This is a genomic window from Blautia sp. MSK.18.38 (assembly GCF_024460535.1).
Taxonomy (GTDB): domain Bacteria; phylum Bacillota; class Clostridia; order Lachnospirales; family Lachnospiraceae; genus Blautia_A; species Blautia_A fusiformis.
Genome location: NZ_JANFYP010000037.1, coordinates 1 through 20,701 on the forward strand (window position 1 = coordinate 1; position 20,701 = coordinate 20,701).

General features: G+C 43.6%; 22 protein-coding genes and 1 tRNA gene. 18 read left to right on the forward strand and 5 right to left on the reverse strand.

The features are described from left to right. Positions 1-163 precede the first annotated feature (163 nt). The gene (locus NE638_RS16220; RefSeq protein WP_173746723.1) at positions 164-733 is read right to left on the reverse strand and encodes a hypothetical protein; all 570 of its coding nucleotides are present in this window, start codon (positions 731-733) and stop codon (positions 164-166) included. A gap of 53 nt (positions 734-786) precedes the next feature. Here NE638_RS16220 and NE638_RS16225 point away from each other — a divergent pair, with 53 nt between their 5' ends. The 3 genes from NE638_RS16225 (at position 787) to NE638_RS16235 (ending at position 2,627) form a co-directional block, all read left to right on the forward strand. Beyond that, on the forward strand, positions 787-1,140 hold the full coding sequence (locus tag NE638_RS16225; protein WP_244094882.1) for a hypothetical protein: 354 nt from the start codon (positions 787-789) through the stop codon (positions 1,138-1,140). A gap of 196 nt (positions 1,141-1,336) precedes the next feature. Then, the gene (locus tag NE638_RS16230) at positions 1,337-1,621 is read left to right on the forward strand and encodes a hypothetical protein (protein ID WP_118169461.1); all 285 of its coding nucleotides are present in this window, start codon (positions 1,337-1,339) and stop codon (positions 1,619-1,621) included. Between the two features lie 352 nt (positions 1,622-1,973). Beyond that, positions 1,974-2,627, forward strand: coding sequence for a Rha family transcriptional regulator (locus NE638_RS16235; RefSeq protein ID WP_118608640.1), 654 nt, complete (start codon positions 1,974-1,976; stop codon positions 2,625-2,627). A gap of 354 nt (positions 2,628-2,981) precedes the next feature. On the opposite strand, the gene NE638_RS16240 is transcribed toward NE638_RS16235, so the two are convergent. After that, a complete protein-coding gene (locus tag NE638_RS16240; RefSeq protein WP_118608641.1) occupies positions 2,982-3,185 on the reverse strand; it encodes a hypothetical protein in 204 nt (67 codons plus the stop codon). Positions 3,186-3,514: 329 nt separating this feature from the next. Between NE638_RS16240 and NE638_RS16245 the strand changes: the two genes are divergently transcribed. The 4 genes from NE638_RS16245 to NE638_RS16260 all read left to right on the forward strand — a co-directional run bounded on the left by NE638_RS16245 (position 3,515) and on the right by NE638_RS16260 (position 6,346). Then, the gene (locus NE638_RS16245; protein WP_118608642.1) at positions 3,515-3,838 is read left to right on the forward strand and encodes a hypothetical protein; all 324 of its coding nucleotides are present in this window, start codon (positions 3,515-3,517) and stop codon (positions 3,836-3,838) included. Between the two features lie 229 nt (positions 3,839-4,067). Continuing rightward, positions 4,068-4,415, forward strand: coding sequence for a hypothetical protein (locus tag NE638_RS16250; RefSeq protein WP_118608643.1), 348 nt, complete (start codon positions 4,068-4,070; stop codon positions 4,413-4,415). After that, complete coding sequence (locus tag NE638_RS16255; RefSeq protein WP_118608644.1) at positions 4,402-4,698, forward strand: hypothetical protein; 297 nt, start codon at positions 4,402-4,404, stop codon at positions 4,696-4,698. Before NE638_RS16250 ends, NE638_RS16255 begins: the two co-directional genes overlap by 14 nt. A gap of 499 nt (positions 4,699-5,197) precedes the next feature. Next, entirely contained in the window at positions 5,198-6,346 is a 1,149-nt protein-coding gene (locus tag NE638_RS16260; RefSeq protein ID WP_118608645.1) for a tyrosine-type recombinase/integrase, read from the forward strand. Positions 6,347-6,742: 396 nt separating this feature from the next. Here NE638_RS16260 and NE638_RS16265 read toward each other — a convergent pair whose 3' ends face one another. Then, positions 6,743-8,455, reverse strand: coding sequence for an ABC-ATPase domain-containing protein (locus NE638_RS16265; protein WP_173746724.1), 1,713 nt, complete (start codon positions 8,453-8,455; stop codon positions 6,743-6,745). 261 nt (positions 8,456-8,716) lie between these two features. On the opposite strand from NE638_RS16265, the gene NE638_RS16270 reads away from it, so the two are divergent. The 9 genes from NE638_RS16270 (at position 8,717) to NE638_RS16310 (ending at position 17,584) form a co-directional block, all read left to right on the forward strand. Continuing rightward, positions 8,717-10,111 carry an aminopeptidase gene (locus NE638_RS16270; RefSeq protein WP_173746726.1) on the forward strand — a complete coding sequence of 465 codons (1,395 nt, stop codon included), beginning with the start codon at positions 8,717-8,719 and terminating at the stop codon, positions 10,109-10,111. A 270-nt stretch (positions 10,112-10,381) separates the two neighbouring features. Further along, a complete protein-coding gene (locus NE638_RS16275; protein ID WP_118608647.1) occupies positions 10,382-11,089 on the forward strand; it encodes an ABC transporter ATP-binding protein in 708 nt (235 codons plus the stop codon). A 2-nt stretch (positions 11,090-11,091) separates the two neighbouring features. After that, entirely contained in the window at positions 11,092-12,879 is a 1,788-nt protein-coding gene (locus tag NE638_RS16280; RefSeq protein ID WP_173746728.1) for an efflux RND transporter periplasmic adaptor subunit, read from the forward strand. Further along, a complete protein-coding gene (locus NE638_RS16285) occupies positions 12,872-14,104 on the forward strand; it encodes an ABC transporter permease (protein WP_118752927.1) in 1,233 nt (410 codons plus the stop codon). Before NE638_RS16280 ends, NE638_RS16285 begins: the two co-directional genes overlap by 8 nt. A 158-nt stretch (positions 14,105-14,262) precedes the next feature. Further along, positions 14,263-14,336, forward strand: a tRNA-Arg gene (locus NE638_RS16290). Between the two features lie 228 nt (positions 14,337-14,564). Continuing rightward, a complete protein-coding gene (locus NE638_RS16295) occupies positions 14,565-14,795 on the forward strand; it encodes a hypothetical protein (RefSeq protein WP_015527478.1) in 231 nt (76 codons plus the stop codon). A 21-nt stretch (positions 14,796-14,816) separates the two neighbouring features. Further along, complete coding sequence (locus tag NE638_RS16300) at positions 14,817-15,419, forward strand: class I SAM-dependent methyltransferase (RefSeq protein ID WP_092071915.1); 603 nt, start codon at positions 14,817-14,819, stop codon at positions 15,417-15,419. A 7-nt stretch (positions 15,420-15,426) separates the two neighbouring features. Continuing rightward, positions 15,427-16,236 (forward strand): Cof-type HAD-IIB family hydrolase, encoded by an 810-nt coding sequence (locus NE638_RS16305; protein WP_059086170.1) that lies wholly within the window; start codon positions 15,427-15,429, stop codon positions 16,234-16,236. A 340-nt stretch (positions 16,237-16,576) separates the two neighbouring features. After that, a complete protein-coding gene (locus NE638_RS16310) occupies positions 16,577-17,584 on the forward strand; it encodes a calcium/sodium antiporter (RefSeq protein WP_015527474.1) in 1,008 nt (335 codons plus the stop codon). 129 nt (positions 17,585-17,713) lie between these two features. Here the strand turns inward: NE638_RS16310 and NE638_RS16315 are convergent, their stop codons facing one another. Together NE638_RS16315 and NE638_RS16320 are read right to left on the reverse strand one after the other, a co-directional pair. Continuing rightward, complete coding sequence (locus tag NE638_RS16315; RefSeq protein WP_173746730.1) at positions 17,714-18,187, reverse strand: transporter; 474 nt, start codon at positions 18,185-18,187, stop codon at positions 17,714-17,716. A 6-nt stretch (positions 18,188-18,193) separates the two neighbouring features. Next, on the reverse strand, positions 18,194-19,285 hold the full coding sequence (locus tag NE638_RS16320; RefSeq protein ID WP_173746732.1) for an acyltransferase family protein: 1,092 nt from the start codon (positions 19,283-19,285) through the stop codon (positions 18,194-18,196). A gap of 250 nt (positions 19,286-19,535) precedes the next feature. Between NE638_RS16320 and NE638_RS16325 the strand changes: the two genes are divergently transcribed. Next, the gene (locus tag NE638_RS16325) at positions 19,536-20,036 is read left to right on the forward strand and encodes a hypothetical protein (RefSeq protein WP_022427046.1); all 501 of its coding nucleotides are present in this window, start codon (positions 19,536-19,538) and stop codon (positions 20,034-20,036) included. Positions 20,037-20,260: 224 nt separating this feature from the next. Then, on the forward strand, positions 20,261-20,701 hold a 441-nt coding region (locus NE638_RS16330; protein WP_202031315.1), incomplete at its 3' end, for a hypothetical protein.

Here is a 20,701-nt window from a genome sequence, read left to right on the forward strand (position 1 = left end):
TTTATCATAGAAGAACCTTCTAAACATTATTTTACAGAAAAAGTTTCATACTCTCGAAAATTATGATCGGTTGTCCGGAACCTGTGTTTTCCTTATAAACAGAATATCGAACATACAATAAAGCACTCAACGCCTTAATTGGTATTGGGTGCTTTTTAGTGTTTTATTCTTCTGTATAATCATTTGAGTTATTATTTTTGTTTTCGGTTGAAGAATGCGAAGATTCTTGTAGAAAGTTTAAATCAGGTATTTTTAAATGCCTTAATGATAATGTTGGGGGCACATAAGCACCTTCAGGGGTTAGGCCAGCTGCCTCTAGTTCGCTATCGTTTGGTTCATGGCACTGGGGTAATAATCGTTTATCAAGCCGCATTAAAGCATAATCCATAACATCTTCGATTAATTCATCTAATAAGTTATTTGGACAATAAAATAATTTGTTTTGAGGGCTTTTTATGATAAATCCTTTGCTTAGTCTCATTGGGGCATTAAGCGTACTTATTCCGGAAGCTTCATCTTCGTTTTCTGGTATCTCGTATAGTTCATAATTATAAAAATTAAGTAAGGTATCGAAACAATTAGCTTTTTGATAATTAGTGGTATTAGATTTAGTTTTTTCTTCGGGAAAAATATTATCATCTCTACAAAGCAAATAATCTGCACGAACATGTAAAACTTCAGCAAAATTATTAGCTGCATCTACAGAAAGCTTACGTTTACCTCTTTCAAACATACAGACCGTTTCTTTTTTATAGTTTGCTCTGTTCCCTAAAAGATGAATGTATCGTGAAATATTATCCAGAGGGACATTATCAGAAACCAGAGCAGATAACAACTACACTTCATGATGCATTAATGATAGCTCAATATTATTACGAATGTGGGTTGTATGTTCAATTTACAATGAGCCTGTGCATAGAATGGTTGTTCCTGTTTGTCCGTGATGATCCCCGGTATTCTCCGCCACAACAGAAGTCATGGTATACCAAGTGCACAGAAGAATATCCAGAAATAACAGCCATGTTGGAGAGTGAACAGAGATCTGAAATTATTGGAACATTGCGAAGAATGCCTCAGAATTTTCTTTTTAAGGGATTACCTGATGATATTAAAGATGATTACAAATTGATGGATTTTTAGACAAAAAATGACGGGAGTATGGGAATTCGTTGACACGATTACGCGCGCGAAGGAATTTTGTAACACGATAACGCGCGCGAAAATATTCGGAGATTTCGGAGTCCCTAAAAGAGTAAAATGCGTTAGAACGAAGCCTGAGCGAACCCCGAAAAATAAGACTGTAAATATTATCGAACAAAACAAAAAGGAGATTTTTATGGATAGCTGTAACGAAAATGTAATTGAGTTTATGACCAATGATACCAGAGCAACCTTATCATTCTCACAGGGTCGGTATAAGTCTGTGATCCGTAAGCTAGCAGAGAAGCACCCAGAAGATTGTCAGATTATTGCGGATAACGAGGACGGAAGCATTTGTGCTCATGTTCCGGTATCCTGGCTTCGGATTTCTCCGCCAAGGCAGTATACAGAGGAGCAGCGGCAGCAGATGGGGGAAAGACTGAGACAGAACAGATCTGAAAATACAGCAACACAAGGATAAAACAGGGCAAGAAACGATTGAAAAGTGCTTGAGGTAAAGTTGCAAGGGAGAGCAAATAAAAAGGCTAAATGAGCCGATAAAACAGTAGAAGCGGTGATGCTGGTAGTTAATAAAAATCCTGCTGCCGAACCTACGGTTCAAGGAGTTTTTCACTATTTTAAGGAGTGTTGTTGAGAATGAAGCCGTGAGGAAGCCGTGAAGAATGGTAAAAAAGGCGGCGAGAACCGGGAGTGCTTGAACTGTCGATTAACAGTCGATATATTTGATCGAAGCGGCGAGGAAGCGGTGAGAAATTAATAAATTAATGGAAAAAGTTGGTATTTTCGGATATAGCTAAAGAAAGGCGTACAGTATGAATGAACTTGTTTATTTAAAGAATGATGAAGCAGTATGTGACAGCTTGCAGGTAGCTGAGAAGTTTGGAAAAGAACATAAAAATGTTTTGCAGAGTATTGATAATCTCATTGCTGAAAATTCAGCTGTGAAAATAATGTTTAAGATTTCTTCTTACAAATCTGGTAACGGGCAATCATATAGAAAATTTTATATGAATCGTGATGGTTTTTCTCTTTTAGCAATGGGGTTTACTGGGAGAGAAGCCCTCGAATGGAAATTGCAGTATATCCGGGCATTTAATCAGATGGAGAACTTTATCCGTGAGAAATCTACTCAAATGTGGGTTGAAACCCGAAAAGCAGGAAAGCTTACTCGAAAAGCAGAAACCGATACAATCCAGAAACTTGTTGAGTATGCAAAGGGACAGGGCAGCAGCCATGCAGAAATGCTTTATATGACTTATTCCAGACTGGCAAATAAAATGGCTGGAATCAATAAAAGGGACGAAGCTACGGTGATGCAGCTTAATAACCTGTCTTTAATGGAAAATATCATTTTGCATGAGGTTGATCTGGGAATTATGCGAGGGAAACATTATCAGGAGATATACAGGGATTGTAAGAAACGACTTGAAGCGGTGAAAGATTTGGCATACCTCGAGGCGGTATAAGAAGAAAATGGGGATAGTAAGAGATATGGGTGATTTGCAACGGGAAATTGACAAATCCCGGAAGCTGGCATATAATATACTTATCAAGACAGCCAGTAAGGGAAGTCAAGGTTCCCCGTCCTGGCAAGATATATGTTTAAGACGTAGCCGCCTATTCTTTACCAGAGAGCAGGGCGGCTATTTCTTATGTGTGTATGTAAGGATAGATACAATTAAGCTGGCTGTCGTCAGAATGATCATAAAAATCTCATAATCGCTCATAAGCATTCCCTCCTGTCAAGGCTCAGGATCAGGGAACCACAGCCGCTCTACTGGCTGCCTGGATAAATATACTATTTCTTTGAATTAAGGATTCTACTTAATGTTTTCCCGTTTCATTCGTTCATCAACTGCTTTTTTGATATAGCCGTTTACGGATTCCCCGGAGGCTTCTGCTGCTTGCATGATAATTTCTTTTTGGCCTTTAGGAAAAGTTACATTAATGCGATCATAATTGTTTTTCACATATTTATTTACAGCTTTTTGTTGAGCCTTACTTACTTTGTTTTCCTCTGGCATATTGGCACCTGCTTTCTTAGTGATAATAGGGGAGGGTAAATATAGATACACCTTTTCCACTATACATGAAGTATACCACAAAAATCTATTGATGTAAATATATAAAATGCATAAATATATTGGTGTAAATATAGCAAAAATGTCAATAGACTATTGGTGTAAATAGATATATAATATAATCAGTTCAAGGGAACAGACAACAGCCGGGAGAGCCGAAAGCCCCCAATACTTCAAGCCATATACCTGTGAGAATCGCAATAGGGCATATCAATAGTCAGGAAGATGCTTGAAGGACTGAGAAACCTTGAAAAGCAAAGGAGGAAAGCATAATGAAGTACAATCTCAGCAAAATCATGTTGAAAGCATGGAAGATCTACCGTAAGACAAAAGGTATCAGCTTTGGGGAATCCCTTCACAGAGCATGGTTATCTGCAAAGGCTGAGGAAATCAACGCAAAGAGAATCGAGACAGCGAAACAGGCAGCAGGAATCACAGAGGAAACCAATACCTTTACTAAGTGGAAAGAGCTTGGTTATAAGGTACAGCATGGAGCATCAGCATTATTCGGATGTTCTCTGATTTGGGGAAGCAGAGGAGACGGGGCAACATACAAAGCCAGTTTCTTTGGAAAGTCTCAGGTAGAAGTAATTTAATAAAAAGCCCTTACCAGAGCGGCAACTCTGATAAAGGCAAAGTAACCCGACAAACGATCAAAATTGAGGGGCTGTGCGTATTATAACATACTCATTCCCCTCAGACAACAAAAGAAAGGAACGAAAGTATGATATCAGTAATGGACGTTCTTGTAATTTTTTTGAGTGGATTTATATCTGCTAAAGTATGTGATTATGTACACGAATTAGAACGAGAGGAGAATGAAGCATGAGTAAAGAAAAAACATTAAGAACATTAGAAGAAACAGAAGTGATGCAGGCCACAGGTGTTCCGGCACAGGAGACAGAAGAAGTAAGCACAGCTCTTGCAACAGAGATTATCGCAGATCTCAAGAAACAGCTGGAGGAAGCAAAGGAAGAAGCGAAAGAGTGGGAAGAAAGTTGGAATATGTGTCGTGAGCAGGTTCGAGCATTGTCCAGGCAGTCAGATATTATTAGTATGGTGTTAAAGATGGATGATGTAGAACTATTAGATTTAGCTTTTGGATTTGTTAGAGGATGTTATAACCAGCAGATTAAAAAGGAACAGGAGGCAGAAAACAATGGAGAAATGTAATTTAACTCAGGTTCCTTGCAGAAAGGCAATTATGGACGTTGTCCAGGCTAACAAAGATAGAAGATCATTACAGCATACCTATGAGCTGGCAGAACTCTTTCGGATAGCTTGTTCCGGCAATGAAGCATTTATGGAATTATCAGAGGAAGATCAGGAGCGTTTCTGGCTGATTACAGATGCTTTAATGATGAATGATCCGGAAGACCTCAAGAGGGTACATAACCTTGCAAATTATTTGATGGTAAAGCGAATAAAGGACAATGCAAAAGTGGCGGAGGCATAACATGGACTACAAAAAGCAGATAATTGAGATGCTGGAGAAGATAGATAACATTTATTGGCTAAGGTCAATCTATGTATTCATGAAAACGCTGATAGGATAGTGGTACGGAGGTATAGCATGGATTATAAAAAAGAAATTGGAAATCTCTTGAATGAAATCCAGAGCGAGAAATTTCTGAAATTTTTGTATAACGTAATTGTCTCATTTAAGAAGCAGTGGGGGTACTAATATGGATTACAAGAAAGAAACTATTGAGATATTACAGAAGGTAAATGATGATAGCCTGCTTGAATTCTTCTATAGATTCATTGCCAGAGTAATAAAAAATAGAGGATATTAATATGGACTATAAAAAGAAACTCATAGAGCTGTTAGAGAAAGCAGATCATGACCAAACATATACAATTTTCAGATTTGTTTGTAGCTTTCTGGGAATTAAATAAGACAATCAGGGGCGGCGGACTGCTGCCCTATTGCCAATAGAAAGACAGGTGATATAATGGCAAGAATACCATCAGGAATGCGAAAAAAAGAAAATGGTTTATTCGAAAAGCGTTTTACCGTGGAGGGCAAGAGATACAGTGCCTATGGTCGTAGCACAAAGGAATGTGCGGAGAATGAGCTCAGGATCCGTGAGGAAATTAAGGCAGGTCTGTATAATTCCAACAAAAATATAACACTGGACGCATATTTTGATGAATGGGAGAAGTCCCGGAGAGGAACAATCAAGGACAGCAGCATTAAAATAAACCGGTCGAAGTACAATAACCATATCAGACCAGTACTGGGAAAAATTAAGGTTCAGAAAATAGAAAAGCGTGCAGTGGTGAAATTGCAGCAGGATTTATCAAAGAAGCTGAGTGCATCCATGACTAATGGTGTTATAGTGCTGCTGAAAACGGTGTTGAACGCGGCTGTTGATGATGAAATCCTTATGAAGAATCCTGCTGCCAGTGTGAAACCATTAAGGAAGGATGACCGGCCGAAAGCGAGTGAGACTATTCACAGAGCATTAACCAGAGAAGAGCAGCAGGCGTTTATGCAAGAAGCCAAGACGGAATGGTTATATGAGTTTTTCTGTTTTTCCTTGTGTACGGGAATGAGACTTAATGAGATCACGGCTTTAAAGTGGCAGGATATAGATTATATCAACAATGTGATCCGGGTAAACAAGACCGTGAGCTGGAAAGAGGGCGGCGGTATTGAGGAGACTTTGCCAAAATCAGATACCAGTAATCGCGATATTCCTATGAATGACACAATAAAAAAAATCTTGCAGATGCAGAAAACCAAAATGTCCATGGTTTACGGGGAAATCCATGCGAGAAAGATGGATAGTAATATCTTTATCGGGAGTAATGGAGCTAAGGCAATAGCATCATCCACGGTATCATCTGCTATAGATAACGTTTTAAAGCGGCTCCGGCAGCAGGATATAGAAATCGAGAGGTTTACGCACCATGCTTTCAGAGATACCTTCGCAACACGGTACATAGAAGAGGGCGGAAACATGCAGACGCTACAGAAAATCTTAGGACATAGCAGCCTGGCCATGACTGCGGACTTATATGCTCATGTTCTTCCGAACACAAAGCAACAGGAAATGCAGCAGATAGAGAATGGATTTATCGGGGTGGCAGTTTTATGACTGCTGCTCCTTTTTTAGAATAAAATGAGCGGATTGGGGTAATAATTGGGGTAAAACGCTGATTGCTTTCGTAAGAATGACTTAAAATCAAGGTTTTTTGTAGTTTCTTAATAAATTTTATAAATTTATTAGAAATTGTACAAATTTCTCTCACATTTATCCTGTATGATATAAACATCTTAAGAGAACAGAAGCTCTTAAGAAAAACTCTTTCCTTTCCCTAAAATATGTATGAAGATAAACCACCGTTCCATTGGCAAGACAGAGCCGACAGGACGGTGGTTTTGCATTGCAGAAAAAAACTGCCGAATGACAGAGGAGATAAAGATTTCCAATGTGTATCGGCAGCGTTTTTTTGTTGTCTGAGATTTATTGGATATACAGCTTCAGGCACAGCTACGGCCTGCGATAGCGGTTAAAGCAGGAATATATTTCCTGGATCCTGGGCATGGCATAACCGCATGGAATATAAGAGCCTTCCGAGAAGAAGGACAATCCCTGCCTTTTCAGCTGAGTATCCAGATAAGTGATGATCTCCGGCAGAGTACGTTTTCCGTCAATGAGATGTTCGCAGGCATATTTCAGAAGCAACGCCAAGGATGCAGTTTGCTCGGAGTCGATCAGCTGCTCCACATAGCGGAGATCCACTTCGGTTTTTCCAAGAGAAAAGCCATCTTTGCCGTGAACCTTGGTTTTCAGTCTTTCCGGCTGTCCGGGACGGCTGTGGCGGGATGGAGTCACTTTGGCCTTGGTCATGATGCGATGGCTTCCCGGAAGGCGGAATGCAGGGGCCTCAATGTCTGAGAGAGGATATTCCTGACAGAGCTTTTTGGTGACTGCTGTGATGTCCACCGGATGATAATTATCCATCTGGATCACAGTATCCGCAATATGGAAAAAAGCTCCGGAGCTTCCGGCAACCAGGATAGTGGAGATCCCTGCCTTTTCATAGAGATCCCGGGCACGTTCCAGAAATGGAGTGATGGGCTCCTTTTCCCGGCAGATCACCCGCTGCATGAAGGAATCACGGACCATAAAGTTGGTGGCAGAGGTATCCTCGTCAAGGAGAAAGACTTTACTTCCGGCCTCCATACTTTCCACGATACCGGCAGCCTGTGAAGTGCTGCCGCTGGCATCCTCTGTAGAAAAGCAGAGGGTGTCTTTTTTATTTGGAAGATCGTTGATAAAAAGAGAAATGTCCACATCTTTGATAAAACGGCCGTCCTCAGAGCGAAGCTTCTGAGCAGAAGGATCGGTAATGACATACTCCCGGCCATCACCGGAAATGTGATCGTAAATTCCCAGCTCCAGTGCGTTAAGTAAGGTGGATTTGCCATGGTAACCGCCACCTACGATCAAGGTGATGCCGCAGGGAATGCCCATGCCTGTGATGGTTCCTCTGTGGGGCAGATCCATGGAAACCCTCAGGCTTTCCGGAGAAACAAAAGGAACAGAATTTTTCATCGGGCGTGAAGAGATGCCGCTTTCCCTGGGGAGGATAGCGCCGTCACTGACAAAGGCAGCCAGAGAACGTTTTTTCAGCTCCTGACGGATAAATGCCTGATCTTCGGCAAGGCAGATGGCTTTTCTCAGCGCTTCCGGGTCAAGATTCCGGTAAAAAAATGCCTTGTGAATACAGACCGGAAGAAAATCGAAGAGGATTTTTTCCAGTTCGGGAGAGTTGATGGTTCTGCCATTGGCCGGGAAACCGATGAAAAAACGGGCAGTGATGCCTTTTTCCGTTATTTCACAGGCGGTACGTGCAAGAACCTCCTGACCACAGTGGCTTACTGAGATCAGGCCGCTTTTTCCGGAGCCTTTTGCACGGAAGGTATAACGGTTTACCTGCTGTTCAAACTGGCGGTTCAGAAAGTCTCCCAGTGTGATGCGGGTCAAGGAATCCTTATAATATTCTGCCGGAAATCCGGTGTCTCGGTGGGAAAGCTTCACACTGATGTGAGAGGGAGAGGCAAAAGGATCCCCCTGCACGTGGTCAATGGACAAAATATAACGGTCAAACTGGTATGCGCCCCGCAGAGACTTGTATGCAGGATAGCTTTTGCGGTTGATGCTGTGAAGAAGCTCTTTTAGCTGAGCAGATGCTTGCATGTTGTTTCCTCCTTTGCCCTGTTGGAGCATACAGGTAAAGTCTACGGTGAAACAGAAAGCTTTCCGTGTGTGAGATACCTGAAAATTTTGGATACAGGGCCAATTCTTAAGAACTACTATAACGAATCATAAAGATTTTGTAAAGAATGGGAATTGCGGTGGAAATTCGTAAATGTTTGACCTATAATAGTAGACAGATTGCAGATAATATGATGAGAAACGGCAGCTGCCGGAAGCTATAAAGAAAGGTGGACCACTAAAATGGAAAGAAGAAATGCGTGGCTTTCTTATAAGGAAGCAGAAGAAACAGAAATGGAGAAGCTTGCGAAGGCTTACAGAGAATTTTTGGATAAAGGAAAAACGGAACGGGAATGTGTTGCAGAAATCGTGAAGGAAGCAAAGGCTGCCGGATATGAATCTCTTGAGTCGAAGCTTGAAAAAGGCGAGAAGATCAAGGCAGGTGACAAGGTTTATGCGGTAGGGATGAAGAAGATCGTTGCTCTGTTTCATGTAGGAACGGAAGAGCTTTCCGGAGGTATGAGCATTCTCTGTGCACATATCGATTCTCCGCGACTGGATGTCAAGCAGAATCCTCTGTATGAGGATACGGATCTGGCTTATCTGGATACCCATTATTATGGTGGTGTAAAGAAATACCAGTGGGTGACACTGCCTCTTGCCATGCATGGTGTTGTTGCAAAGAAGGACGGAAGCATTGTGGAGATCAGCATTGGTGAGGATGCGGAAGATCCGGTACTTTACATCACAGATCTTCTGATCCATCTTTCCGGAAAACAGCTCCAGAAAAAGGCAGCAGAGGTTATTGAGGGTGAGATGCTGGATATCCTGATCGGCAGCAGACCTCTTGCAGAGCTTCCGGATGATTCCAAAAAGGATGCGGTAAAACAGAATGTGCTGAAGATTTTAAATGAGAAGTATGGTATTGAGGAAGAGGACTTTCTTTCAGCAGAGCTGGAGATCGTTCCGGCAGGAAAGGCAAGAGACTGTGGACTTGACCGCAGCATGATCGCAGCATATGGACAGGATGATCGTGTATGCGCTTACACATCCCTTGCGGCAATGCTGGAGATGGAGGAGACACCGAAGCGTACCGGCTGCTGTCTCCTTGTAGATAAGGAAGAGATCGGAAGCGTTGGTGCCACAGGCATGCAGTCCAGATTTTTTGAGAACAGTGTGGCAGAGCTTCTGGACGGAATGGGCTGCTATTCCGAGCTTGCATTAAGAAGAGCTCTCCGTAATTCCAGCATGCTTTCTTCCGATGTAAGTGCCGGCTATGATCCGGCCTATGGTGAGGCTTTTGAGAAAAAGAATGCAGCATATCTTGGACGCGGTATCGTTCTTAACAAGTTCACCGGAGCAAGAGGAAAATCCGGTTCCAACGATGCCAATGCAGAGTACGTTGCAAGAGTTCGCAGGATTTTTGATGATCACAATGTTGCTTTCCAGACAGCAGAGCTTGGAAAGGTTGATTTTGGCGGAGGCGGAACCATCGCTTATATTGCGGCACTTTACGGAATGGAGGTTATCGACAGTGGCGTGGCAGTGCTGAGTATGCATGCTCCGTGGGAGGTTACCAGCAAGGCAGATGTATATGAGGCATACAAGGCATATAAGGCGTTTTTACTTGATGCATAAACAGATGTATAAATGTGTGTCAGTTCTGAAGACATTCAGGTGATCTTTTCGTTACAGATCAATGAGCGGGGTTTTCCCGGAAATGACAGAGCAGTCTGCCTGCTGCTGTTTTGGCTTGGAGCGTTCCGACGAGAAACAGCAGTATCCCCTGCAGACTTCGCTCTGTATTTTTAACCTGATCAGGGAAGCTCTCTGTTTCAATGGCGAAAAGCAATAAGCAGAGGAGAGGCTTGCCTCGGACTGATTTATTTTACAAGGAGTAATTTTATTATGGAAGATGCATTGGTACGGGTAGTAGATCTGTGCAAGGTTTACAATCCCGGAGAAAATGAGGTGCGGGCGCTGGATCATGTGGACCTGGAGATCCATAAGGGTGAATTTGTGGCTATTATCGGACAGTCCGGTTCCGGAAAATCCACCTTTATGAACATGCTGGGCTGTCTGGATGTCCCCACCTCCGGGAAATATTATCTGAATGGAACAGATGTATCCACAATGAAGGATAATGATCTCTCGGTGGTACGAAATAAGGAGATTGGTTTTATCTTTCAGGGCTTTAATCTGATCGCAAATCTTACGGCGCTGGAAAACGTGGAGCTTCCTCTGATCTATCGTGGGATCGACCGGAAAACAAGAAGAAAGCTTGCTGTGGAATCTCTTAAAAAAGTCGGACTTGAGAAACGTATGGACCATAAGCCAAACGAAATGTCAGGGGGACAGCAGCAGCGTGTGGCTATTGCCAGAGCTATCGCAGCCAGGCCGCCGGTGATCCTGGCAGATGAACCAACGGGAAATCTGGACTCTGCATCCAGCAGGGAAATTATGGAAATCCTGAAGGGAATGCACAGATCAGGAGAAACCTTGATCCTGATCACTCATGATAATGGGATCGCGGCTCAGGCCAGACGTGTGGTCCGGATCATGGATGGAAAAATTGAATCAGATACGATCAATGAGGAATTTGTCGAGGAGGCTTAAGAATGAAAAAAGGGAAAAAGATTGTGATCGGTGTGGCAGCAGTGGCTGTTGTGGCAGGCGGTATTTATGCAGTAGCGGGAGGAAGCCGCGGTGAGACACAGATTCCTCAGGTTTCAGTTACAAAGGCGGAAACCGGAGATGTGGAAGAAATCGTGGACGCAACCGGAACGGTGGTCAGTGATGAACAGAAAACTTTTTATTCACCGGTAAACGCGCAGATAAAAAACGTATCTTTTGCAGAAGGTGATTCTGTCTCAAAGGGCACAAAACTTGTGGAATTTGAGTTGAAAGATCTGGAGAGAGATAATCAGAAGGCAGAACTGAATGTGAAATCCGGAGAGTATGATTACAAAAATTCCATCAATAAATCCGATGAGGCACAGCAGAAACAGAATGACGCCAAATCAAAAGTTTCCAGTCTGGAGCAGCAGGTGAAAGATAAGCAGAACTATCTGGCATCACTGAAATCTCAGCTGGCATCTGTACAGGCGCAGGCAGCAGCAGACGCACAGGCCCAGGCTCAGGCGGAAACCCAGGCAAAAGCCGATGCTCAGGCAGCCCAGGAGGCAGAAATCCAGAGAGCATATGCGGCAGCGCTTACTACATATCAGAATGAAACGCTTCCCCAGTATCAGAAAGAACTGGGCGAGCTGAATGCTACCTATATTAAGGCGCAGAGCGAGTATAACCAGGCGGATAATAATTACCAGATGGCTTTTGCCCAGTGGCAGGCAGACCAGAGTGATGAGAACGCTCAGGCACTGGATGAAGCGGAGAGTACAAGAAGCCAGGCTGAGATCGACTGTCAGGTGGCGAAAGAAGCTTACGAGGATAAAAAGGCGGCTCAGCCGAAAATGCCGGAATATTCGGATTACAGCAGTGCAGGAAGGGAAGATTTTGTTACAGACGGAACACAGGACGATGGACAGGATCTGACAGACCAGGGAAGTGTATCCGCTGCTTCCACAGGTTCATCTGTGGATACTTCAGGAATTGAGAATGCCATTGAGCAGGCAAGTTCTGATCTGGCAGATCTTCAGTCTGATCTTGCGACACAGAAATCCATTGCAGAGGCAGATTCCACCAGCCTTACAAAGGAGGAAAAAGAGAAGCTGCGTGTCAGCAATAATCTTACAGAACTGGATGCCAAATCCGCAAAAGAACTTGTTGCAGATGGAAAAAAAGGCATCACGGCAGATTTTAATGGCGTTATTTCCAAGTCTGCAGTGCAGCAGGGCGCGGCAGTGACACAGGGAATGGAACTTTTTACCCTGCAGAATACAGATAAAGTCAGCGTGGATATCAATGTATCCAAGTATGATTATGCAAAGGTAAAAGAAGACCAGACTGCGGATATCACCATTGGTGATAAGAAATATACCGGTAAAGTGACAAAGATCAGCCACATTGCGACAACCAATGAGAAAGGTTCTACTCTGATCGCAGCTACCGTCAGCATTGACAAACCTGATAAAGATATTTTCCTCGGTGTTGACGCAAAGGTGAAGATCTATGCGGAAAAGGCTGAAGATGTAGTTACGCTTCCGGCAGGTGTGGTAAATATCGGTAAAGATGGTTCTTTCTGCTATGTGCTGAAAGATGGTGTGATCACAAAACAGGATATCACAACGGGAATCAGCTCCGAGGATTTTGTTGAAATTACAGATGGAATCAGGGCAGGAGACGAGGTCATCGAGGATCTGGGTTCCCTGGAAGAGGGAATGACCGCAGAGGCAGCGCCAGCGGATGTTGACAGTGCAGCAGAGACAGGGGAGACTGCCAATGAGTAATATTTATGAATATATCAAAATGGCGATCCACAATATTATGGCCAATAAGGGAAGATCGTTTCTTACCATGCTGGGTATCATCATCGGTATCGCGTCGGTGATCGCCATTGTTTCCATTGGTGAGGGAACCAAGAATCAGATGAACAGTGAGATCAATGATATCGGCGGCGGTCAGATCGCGGTTTACTGCAGCGATGATGCCACTGCAGATAATGTCTGGATCCAGCCGGAGGATATTGATGCAGTCCGGGAACTGGATGGCGTGGAAGGTGTCAATGTTTCAGATTCCTATATCGGTGAGACTGTAACCGGAAAAGGTGATTTTAATCTGACTGTGACCGGGGAGGCCCAGGATGCCAAGCTGGTGGACAATGCTTCTATGAAGTACGGAAGCTATTTCGGGCAGAAAGAGGTGGAAGAGGGAAAAAATGTCTGCGTAATCTCCGATGCTGATGCGAAGCGGCTTTTTGGAACGGACGATGTAGTGGGAATGACTCTGGATGTCACCTGCTATGATCTGACCAAAACGTTCCGCATCTGCGGAGTTACCGCACAGAAGGAGAACGGCACTTTTGTTAGCTATACCTATGATGGCATGCCTGTGTCCATTAACGTGCCTTATACGGCCATGGATGACTTTACAGGAAGTACCGGTGAGTTTTATCAGATCACAGTCCAGGCAGATAAAAATCTGGATTCCCAGGTGGTGGCAGATAAGATCGTAAATCTTCTGGAGAGACGCCATCAGTGTGCCGGAGACGATTATTTCCAGGTACAGAGCTTCCAGGATATCATGAAATCCATGAACCAGATGCTTGGAATGGTCACCGCATTTATTTCTTTTGTTGCGGGAATTTCCCTTTTGGTAGGCGGTATTGGTGTTATGAATATCATGCTGGTGTCCGTCACAGAGCGTACTAGGGAGATCGGCATCCGTAAATCCCTTGGGGCAAAGACTTCTTCCATTATGCTTCAGTTCCTTGCTGAGGCAGCGATCCTGACCATCATGGGTGGCCTGATCGGCATTGTGCTTGGCATCGCAGGGGGTCATGTGATCTGTGCGGTGATCGGAAACAGTATGGGAACCACCATCACACCAGGGATCAGTCTGGGAACCATCCTGGCGGCAACATTATTCTCCTGTGCAGTAGGTGTATTCTTCGGAATCTATCCGGCAAGAAAAGCAGCCAAACTCAGTCCTATCGAGGCACTCAGAAGAAACTAGAAAACTGTTGCTTTTGCATCAAAAATAGCAATAAAAAATATTTTTAAAAAAAATCAAAAAAAGTTTCAAAAAACCCTTGACATTTTATAGGTCTTAGAGTATCATACATATTGTTGCAGCGGTGATACGAAATATCACAAAGGAAAAGCAACAAAGATGTGCGTTTAGCTCAGCTGGATAGAGCGTTTGGCTACGGACCAAAAGGTCGGGGGTTCGAATCCTCTAACGCACGTATGAAGCCTCTGGAATTGTTCCGGAGGCTTTTATTTTGTGTTTCGGAAACAGGCGAAAAATTGTATTGACACTGGTAGTGGGCCAGAGTAGAATAAAAAAACAGAAAAGAAAAATTTTTGTAAAGCTGTTTGTCTGATACAAGCAGCTTTTTTCACAGGAAAAAGTAAACAACAATGAAAGTACAAAACACCTGAAATAGAGGTGAACCTATCAGGAGGAAAAAACAATGCCAGGATATCTGATCAAAGATACAACAAAAGAAGAACGTAAACAGATCGTGGAGGAATCTCTTGGAAATATTTCCGCGAACTGTGATGGCTGTATGGCGAGACTTGCGGATATGTATCAGGATTATATTGACGGAAAGAAAGAGATCCGTGAGATCAATATGGAGTTCAATGCCAGGTATGTCCATGGAGATATGGATAAAGAGGAAAAACGAAGCTGCCCGATGTAGCGAACGGAGATTAACAGAAGCATGGATCAAAATGAAGTAAAATATGATAAGCTGCTGAAGATCAAAACCACCGGTCGTGACGATTCCAGATCGGATCAGTACTGTTATCCATACGAGCCAACGCCGTACGGGGTGTTGGAACGGCTGGCTTATTGTGGATATCTGGGGAAAAAGAATCATCTGATCGACTACGGATGTGGAAAAGGCAGAGTGGATTTTTTTCTGGCGTGGCAGGTCAGATGCCGGACCACAGGCGTGGAGTACGATGAACGTATGACAAAAGCCGCAGAAGAAAACAGGCAGCGGGCTGTTTCCGGGACAAAAACATCATTTATACTGGAGAATGCAGCTCTTTTTCAGGTACCGGAATCCGCAGACAGATTTTATTTTTTTAATCCGTTTTCTGTGGAAATACTGAGAAGCGTCATCGGCCGCATCCGGGAATCCTGGTACGAAAAAACAAGAGAAATGCTACTGTTTTTCTATTATCCATCTGACGAATATATTTCATATCTGATGACCGTAGAGGAACTGGAATTCCTGGACGAGATCGACTGCCAGGATCTTTTTGAAGGGAAAAATCAGAGAGAGAGGATATTGGTATTTCAGATGGGAGAGGAGTAAAAACAACATGATAAAACTGATCGCAACAGACGTAGACGGAACTCTTGTAAAAGACGGGACCATGACTATCAATCCGGAATATATGACAGTGATCCGGAAGCTGACTGAGCTGGGAATCACCTTTGTGGTGTGTTCCGGGCGGCAGTATGACAGTGAGAGGAAGCTGTTTGAGCCGGTGAAGGATCTGGTGTATTTTGTGTCAGATGGCGGTACGGTGATCCGGAAGAATGATAAGATCCTGAAGGTACATACACTTCCGGATGAGGTTTGGAAACGCATGCATCATATGGTGAAAGAAAAAATGCCGGAATGTGACTGCTTTATTGCCACACCGGAGTGCTGCTATGCGGAGAATGAGAATGGAAGGATGTTCCTGTGGCTGCGGGATTCCTATGGTTATGATATGAGAAAAGTGGATGATCTTTCTTCTCTTCAGGGAAAACAGGTGCTGAAATTCTCTGTCTATCACCCGGAACGGTGCGAGGAGCTTTGTGCCCCGTATTTTACACCGGCATGGAGGGATAAGGTAACGCTGGCGGCTGCCGGAAAAGAATGGATGGACAGTACACCGCCGGAAGGCGAAAAAAGTACAGCTGTCGAATTTATCCAGCAACAGTTAGGAATTTCCCCGGAGGAAACCTGTACATTCGGAGATAACCTCAACGATATTGCCATGCTCCAGAAAGCGGGAAGGAGCTATGCGGTAGCCAATGCCAGAGCGGAAGTGCAGGCAGCAGCCAGGGAAGTATGTCCGTCATACAGTGAAGACGGAGTCTTACAGATTCTGAAGGGGATTGTTTCTGAAAGCAGAAAATAATAAAGATACATAAAATATGTGCTTTCGGTAAAGAAAAGTCACCGGCCAGGGGTTGACTTTTAAAAACAATTCTGTTAAATTGAAAAAAATTGAAAATTTTAATTCCATGAGGGAGTAGTTCGCACGTAAGTGTGATTTGTCAACAGACCCGGTTTTTTCTGAAAAACCTGGCAAATCTTAAAGAATGAGACTCATGTATGCTTTGTTATATCTTATTGCAGCAGGGCATACATGGGTCTTTTTTATGTAACAAAAGAATGCCGGAAAGAATTTTTTCAGCAGGGCGGGCGACAATGAATCTCCGGGTTATGGGAAATAAAAAAAGAAAGTGAGAAGAAAAATGGAAAATCTGGTAAACAGTTCACCGCTGATCCTTGTGTTAGTTTTTCTTGTGATCGGCTTTGTGTTCCTGATGAAGGGTGCGGATTTCTTTGTAGAAGGAAGCTCCAGTATCGCAAAAAGGCTGAAGGTGCCGCCGATCATCATCGGCCTTACTATTGTGGCAATGGGAACATCATTGCCGGAAACTGCAGTCAGCGTTACAGCGTCACTGGTCAATAACAATGAGCTTGCGGTCAGCAATGTGGTAGGATCCAATATTTTTAACCTGATGGTGGTTGTTGGAGTCTGTTCCATCCTGACACCGATCCTGGTACAGAAGGAGACCATCCGGAGGGATATTCCGTTTTCCATGATCTGTGCGCTCCTTCTTCTGGGGCTGGGGATCCTGGCAGCAGGAGATACGATCGGAATGAGACTTGGTCATCTGGATGGAATGATCCTGCTTGGATTTTTTGCAGGCTATATTGTGGTAATGATCCAAAGTGCCATGAAGGCCAGGGCAGCAGGAAAAAATGTGGACATGGAAGGAATGGAAGAGCTGGAAGAAGAAATCGGCATCCTTTCCTGGCCGAAGAGCATCCTCTTTATTGTGGGAGGCGCACTTGCCATTGCCTTTGGCGGAGATCTTACGGTGGATGCTGCCAGCCGCATTGCCATTGATCTTGGAATGAGCCAGACACTGGTGGGACTGACCATTGTTTCTATTGGAACTTCCCTTCCGGAGCTGGTGACTTCCGTGGTTGCAGCCAGAAAGAACGAAGTGGATATGGCTGTGGGAAATGCGGTAGGCTCCAATATTTTTAATATCCTGATGGTTCTCGGAGTTGCATCTGCCATCAATCCGGTGGCACTGATCCGGGAAAATATTATTGATATTGTCATACTTATCGTGTTCTCGCTGATCGTGTGGATCTATGCGGCCACAAAGCAGAGGATCAGCCGGAAAGAGGGAATTTCCATGGTGTGTATGTACCTAGTCTATGCAGGGTATATTATCTGGAGATAGCTGCTGTGGGCATGCAGCTGGTCCGACGTGGACAATAGTATCGTATAGGGTTTATATCAATGCAATTTATAAGAAAAGCTCCAACTGTATCAATATCGGGATACAGTTGGAGCTTTTCTGAAATTATGCTCATTTGCACTCAGAAGAGAAAGATTTTTTTGAGGATTCTTCTGAAGCGCTCTTCTGATGCGGGGTCATATCATCACTGTCCGTCATCAGATATTTCCGGACGGCAAAAAGAATGGCGATACCGATGATCCCGATCAGTGTCTGTACAGGATCGAGATGTTCCACGACCATCTGCCTTGCTGTTGCAAAAAGCAGGACCTCCACAACAGTCTGGGCGGAATGGCGGCAGAGCATTTTTACAAACTCCACACCGACTACAAGGGACAGTGCCTGTGACAGGAAACTGGTAAAAAAGCTGGTGTCCATATCCATGATGGAGGTACCGGCAGTTGTAAGGATCAGACGCAGTCCGGACAGTGCGATCACGATAATGATCACGATGGATAACGCGATCTCTGTGTAACGGGCTGTGTTGTAGATCAGTTCGTTAAAATGTTTGCGGATATTGTGGTTAACGGCGGTTCTGTCTTTCATGAGAAGTTATCCTTTCTTTTTTGCAGAAGCGGGATGATCGATAAAGCGGGTCGCAAAATAGCCGAATACGCAGGTGATGACCACCATACATGGCAAAAACAGCCAGAAGCGCTGCTGGCTCATGGTGTTGAACCATGGCGCATTGGCCTGCAGGATCATGATGATGGGCATATGCCACAGATAGATCCCGTACTGGTTCCGGGCTACGAAGTACAGCGGACGCAGAAACCTGAAATCCATTTCCGGCAGGAGGGAGAATCCCACAAGCAGTATACTGAACAGGACCGCCAGGATGGAATGTGCCGGATAACCGGAGGGAGCGGTGCCATAAAGCCCGTGACTGTGATAATAAAAGATCCATACCAGGATCAGTGCGGTGCTTGCAATAGAAACCGGAAGTCCAAGCTTCAGCCGGTAATCCTGCATACGATCTCCGGTCTGTTTCCAGAAAGCGGCAGCAGCCATTCCCAGCACGAAATTATCCAGCGCAGAGAATACCTGACGCTCGTATACAAAATATACAGAGTTATCCGAAATCCCGGAATTGTGGAGATAGCGGACAACGGCGAACCGGCAGATAACAGTGAAAACAATGGACACAACAGAAGCTACGAGCCAGTTTTTCCGGACTGCTTTATAAAGGAACGGGGCGATCAGATAAAACTGAAAGATCACGCCCATCGTCCACAGCGCACCATTGATGGAACCATGAGTCACCGGGGAAAAGTTCTCCGTAAAAGTATAATACGCCAGGATATGCCGAAGTCCCTCATTGCTGAACATCTGCGTGGACATAAAGATCAGAAGGACCGTGATACATACATAATACTGGGGCATAATGCGGATACAGCGCTTTTTCATAAAAGCCCGCCAGCCGGGGAGACAGCCTCGCGCCTCCGAAGAAGAAAGGGAAAGATAAATCCCATATCCGCTTAACAGGAAAAACAGTGTAACTCCTACTTCACCTCCAAGAGTCAGAAGTGTGTGGATGGCTGTATGCGACTGCCATGGCTGCCCGGACAGAACGTAGCAGTGATACAGCATAATGTAGAGGATCGCCCCCGCACGGAGCAGATCGATATTTTTGATACGCTTCATAAATAAATCCTTTCCTGAAAAAAATAAGTCTGCCCCATGACTGAAACGGGCAGACAGAGATAGGTTTAGTATAGCATGAACGTGGGAGATTGGAAAGCTGTCGGAGGGAAAATTTACTATTGCAGAATGATGTCATTGCACTGATTGACGACGCCGGAGAGACTGTAGTAGAATACAAGTATAGCAGCTGGGGAAAAATCTGTCAGAGATAAACTGGATCACTGCCGCTTCCGCAGGACTTGGAACCGCTATGGGATTTTTGGGAATTGGTGGTTCGACAACAGGTGCAGTTGTAAGTGGTGTTACTTCGTTTGTAAGTGATTATTATGAAAATAGAGATTTTACAAGTGCGGTTATAAATGGTGCGGTAAGTGCGGGAATATCATTATTTTGGAGTGCTGTAGATAATATAGGACCAAAGCAAAATCAAAAAGGATATTTGAAATATATGAGAAAAGATTACCATGACGCAAATCGAAGAATTTCAAATATGAACCTTTCATTCGCAGAGGCATTACCGCTACGAAGGGCAGTTAATGAAGAAAAAAATGAAAAAATGAGGCAATTAACAGTAACGCGAATAAATGCTTATTCTAGAGATTATTGGAGTAATAGGAAGGTTAATTCTAATATTGCAATACGAAAGTATGGGAGAGTTATTGGCGGGGGATGTGAGTATACTCCGGGAAAAGGAACGCGGTATATGAAGTGTTATAAGTATTTAGGAAAGTTATATTGGGTTTATGTATAAGTTTTGTATGTAAAAATATATGGGAAATGTATTGGTGAGAATGGGATTCTCACCAATACAATTTGTATGTATTTGACGACTAGGGGGGGATCATAATAAACCGAAAAAGAAAAAATAATATACCTGAAAAAATTTTGTTATTTTGTATTTTATTTTTGTCATATCGTTGGATTTTTGAAGATGATAGATTCACATTTGCAGTAGCCGGTTTGGGATATATGGCATTGACTGGATGGGTATTCAGATTTGGCGGAAGAGCGGATCAGGATATTTCTTCGGAAAGTGTAGATGAAAATCCTCTATATGTTTATGGGATGATGAGAAAAAATCGAAAATGGCTTTCCGGAATCAGAGGGTGTTTTCTGTTTCAAATGTTGCTTTTGACAGATGTTTTTTTAGCAGCAGTATATTCCTGTTGGAAATGTTGGACGAATAGCAGTGGGAATGCTGCGATTGAAAAAGCGTTATTATCACTGTATATTTTAATGACAGCGGGGTATGTTGAATTTTTGAGGCATAGTGCTAGGATTCATGCAAGAAGCTACATGTATATAGAGAATAAAAAAGGAATCTGGATGCCATTCAGTTTTATCTGTTACAAATATGAGAGGTTAATAGATATCAAAATAACTTTTCCAGAAGAGGTCGAAGAACGAAACGTTGTA

What these genes read in the sequence shown, in the direction of transcription:
- NE638_RS16220 (WP_173746723.1), bottom strand. Translation starts at nt 733, where the DNA reads ATGTTTGAAAGAGGTAAACGTAAGCTTTCTGTAGATGCAGCTAATAAT.
- NE638_RS16230 (WP_118169461.1), top strand. Translation starts at nt 1,337, where the DNA reads ATGGATAGCTGTAACGAAAATGTAATTGAGTTTATGACCAATGATACC.
- NE638_RS16235 (WP_118608640.1), top strand. Translation starts at nt 1,974, where the DNA reads ATGAATGAACTTGTTTATTTAAAGAATGATGAAGCAGTATGTGACAGC.
- NE638_RS16240 (WP_118608641.1), bottom strand. Translation starts at nt 3,185, where the DNA reads ATGCCAGAGGAAAACAAAGTAAGTAAGGCTCAACAAAAAGCTGTAAAT.
- NE638_RS16245 (WP_118608642.1), top strand. Translation starts at nt 3,515, where the DNA reads ATGAAGTACAATCTCAGCAAAATCATGTTGAAAGCATGGAAGATCTAC.
- NE638_RS16250 (WP_118608643.1), top strand. Translation starts at nt 4,068, where the DNA reads ATGAGTAAAGAAAAAACATTAAGAACATTAGAAGAAACAGAAGTGATG.
- NE638_RS16255 (WP_118608644.1), top strand. Translation starts at nt 4,402, where the DNA reads ATGGAGAAATGTAATTTAACTCAGGTTCCTTGCAGAAAGGCAATTATG.
- NE638_RS16260 (WP_118608645.1), top strand. Translation starts at nt 5,198, where the DNA reads ATGGCAAGAATACCATCAGGAATGCGAAAAAAAGAAAATGGTTTATTC.
- NE638_RS16265 (WP_173746724.1), bottom strand. Translation starts at nt 8,455, where the DNA reads ATGCAAGCATCTGCTCAGCTAAAAGAGCTTCTTCACAGCATCAACCGC.
- NE638_RS16270 (WP_173746726.1), top strand. Translation starts at nt 8,717, where the DNA reads ATGGAAAGAAGAAATGCGTGGCTTTCTTATAAGGAAGCAGAAGAAACA.
- NE638_RS16275 (WP_118608647.1), top strand. Translation starts at nt 10,382, where the DNA reads ATGGAAGATGCATTGGTACGGGTAGTAGATCTGTGCAAGGTTTACAAT.
- NE638_RS16280 (WP_173746728.1), top strand. Translation starts at nt 11,092, where the DNA reads ATGAAAAAAGGGAAAAAGATTGTGATCGGTGTGGCAGCAGTGGCTGTT.
- NE638_RS16285 (WP_118752927.1), top strand. Translation starts at nt 12,872, where the DNA reads ATGAGTAATATTTATGAATATATCAAAATGGCGATCCACAATATTATG.
- NE638_RS16295 (WP_015527478.1), top strand. Translation starts at nt 14,565, where the DNA reads ATGCCAGGATATCTGATCAAAGATACAACAAAAGAAGAACGTAAACAG.
- NE638_RS16300 (WP_092071915.1), top strand. Translation starts at nt 14,817, where the DNA reads ATGGATCAAAATGAAGTAAAATATGATAAGCTGCTGAAGATCAAAACC.
- NE638_RS16305 (WP_059086170.1), top strand. Translation starts at nt 15,427, where the DNA reads ATGATAAAACTGATCGCAACAGACGTAGACGGAACTCTTGTAAAAGAC.
- NE638_RS16310 (WP_015527474.1), top strand. Translation starts at nt 16,577, where the DNA reads ATGGAAAATCTGGTAAACAGTTCACCGCTGATCCTTGTGTTAGTTTTT.
- NE638_RS16315 (WP_173746730.1), bottom strand. Translation starts at nt 18,187, where the DNA reads ATGAAAGACAGAACCGCCGTTAACCACAATATCCGCAAACATTTTAAC.
- NE638_RS16320 (WP_173746732.1), bottom strand. Translation starts at nt 19,285, where the DNA reads ATGAAGCGTATCAAAAATATCGATCTGCTCCGTGCGGGGGCGATCCTC.
- NE638_RS16325 (WP_022427046.1), top strand. Translation starts at nt 19,536, where the DNA reads ATGGGATTTTTGGGAATTGGTGGTTCGACAACAGGTGCAGTTGTAAGT.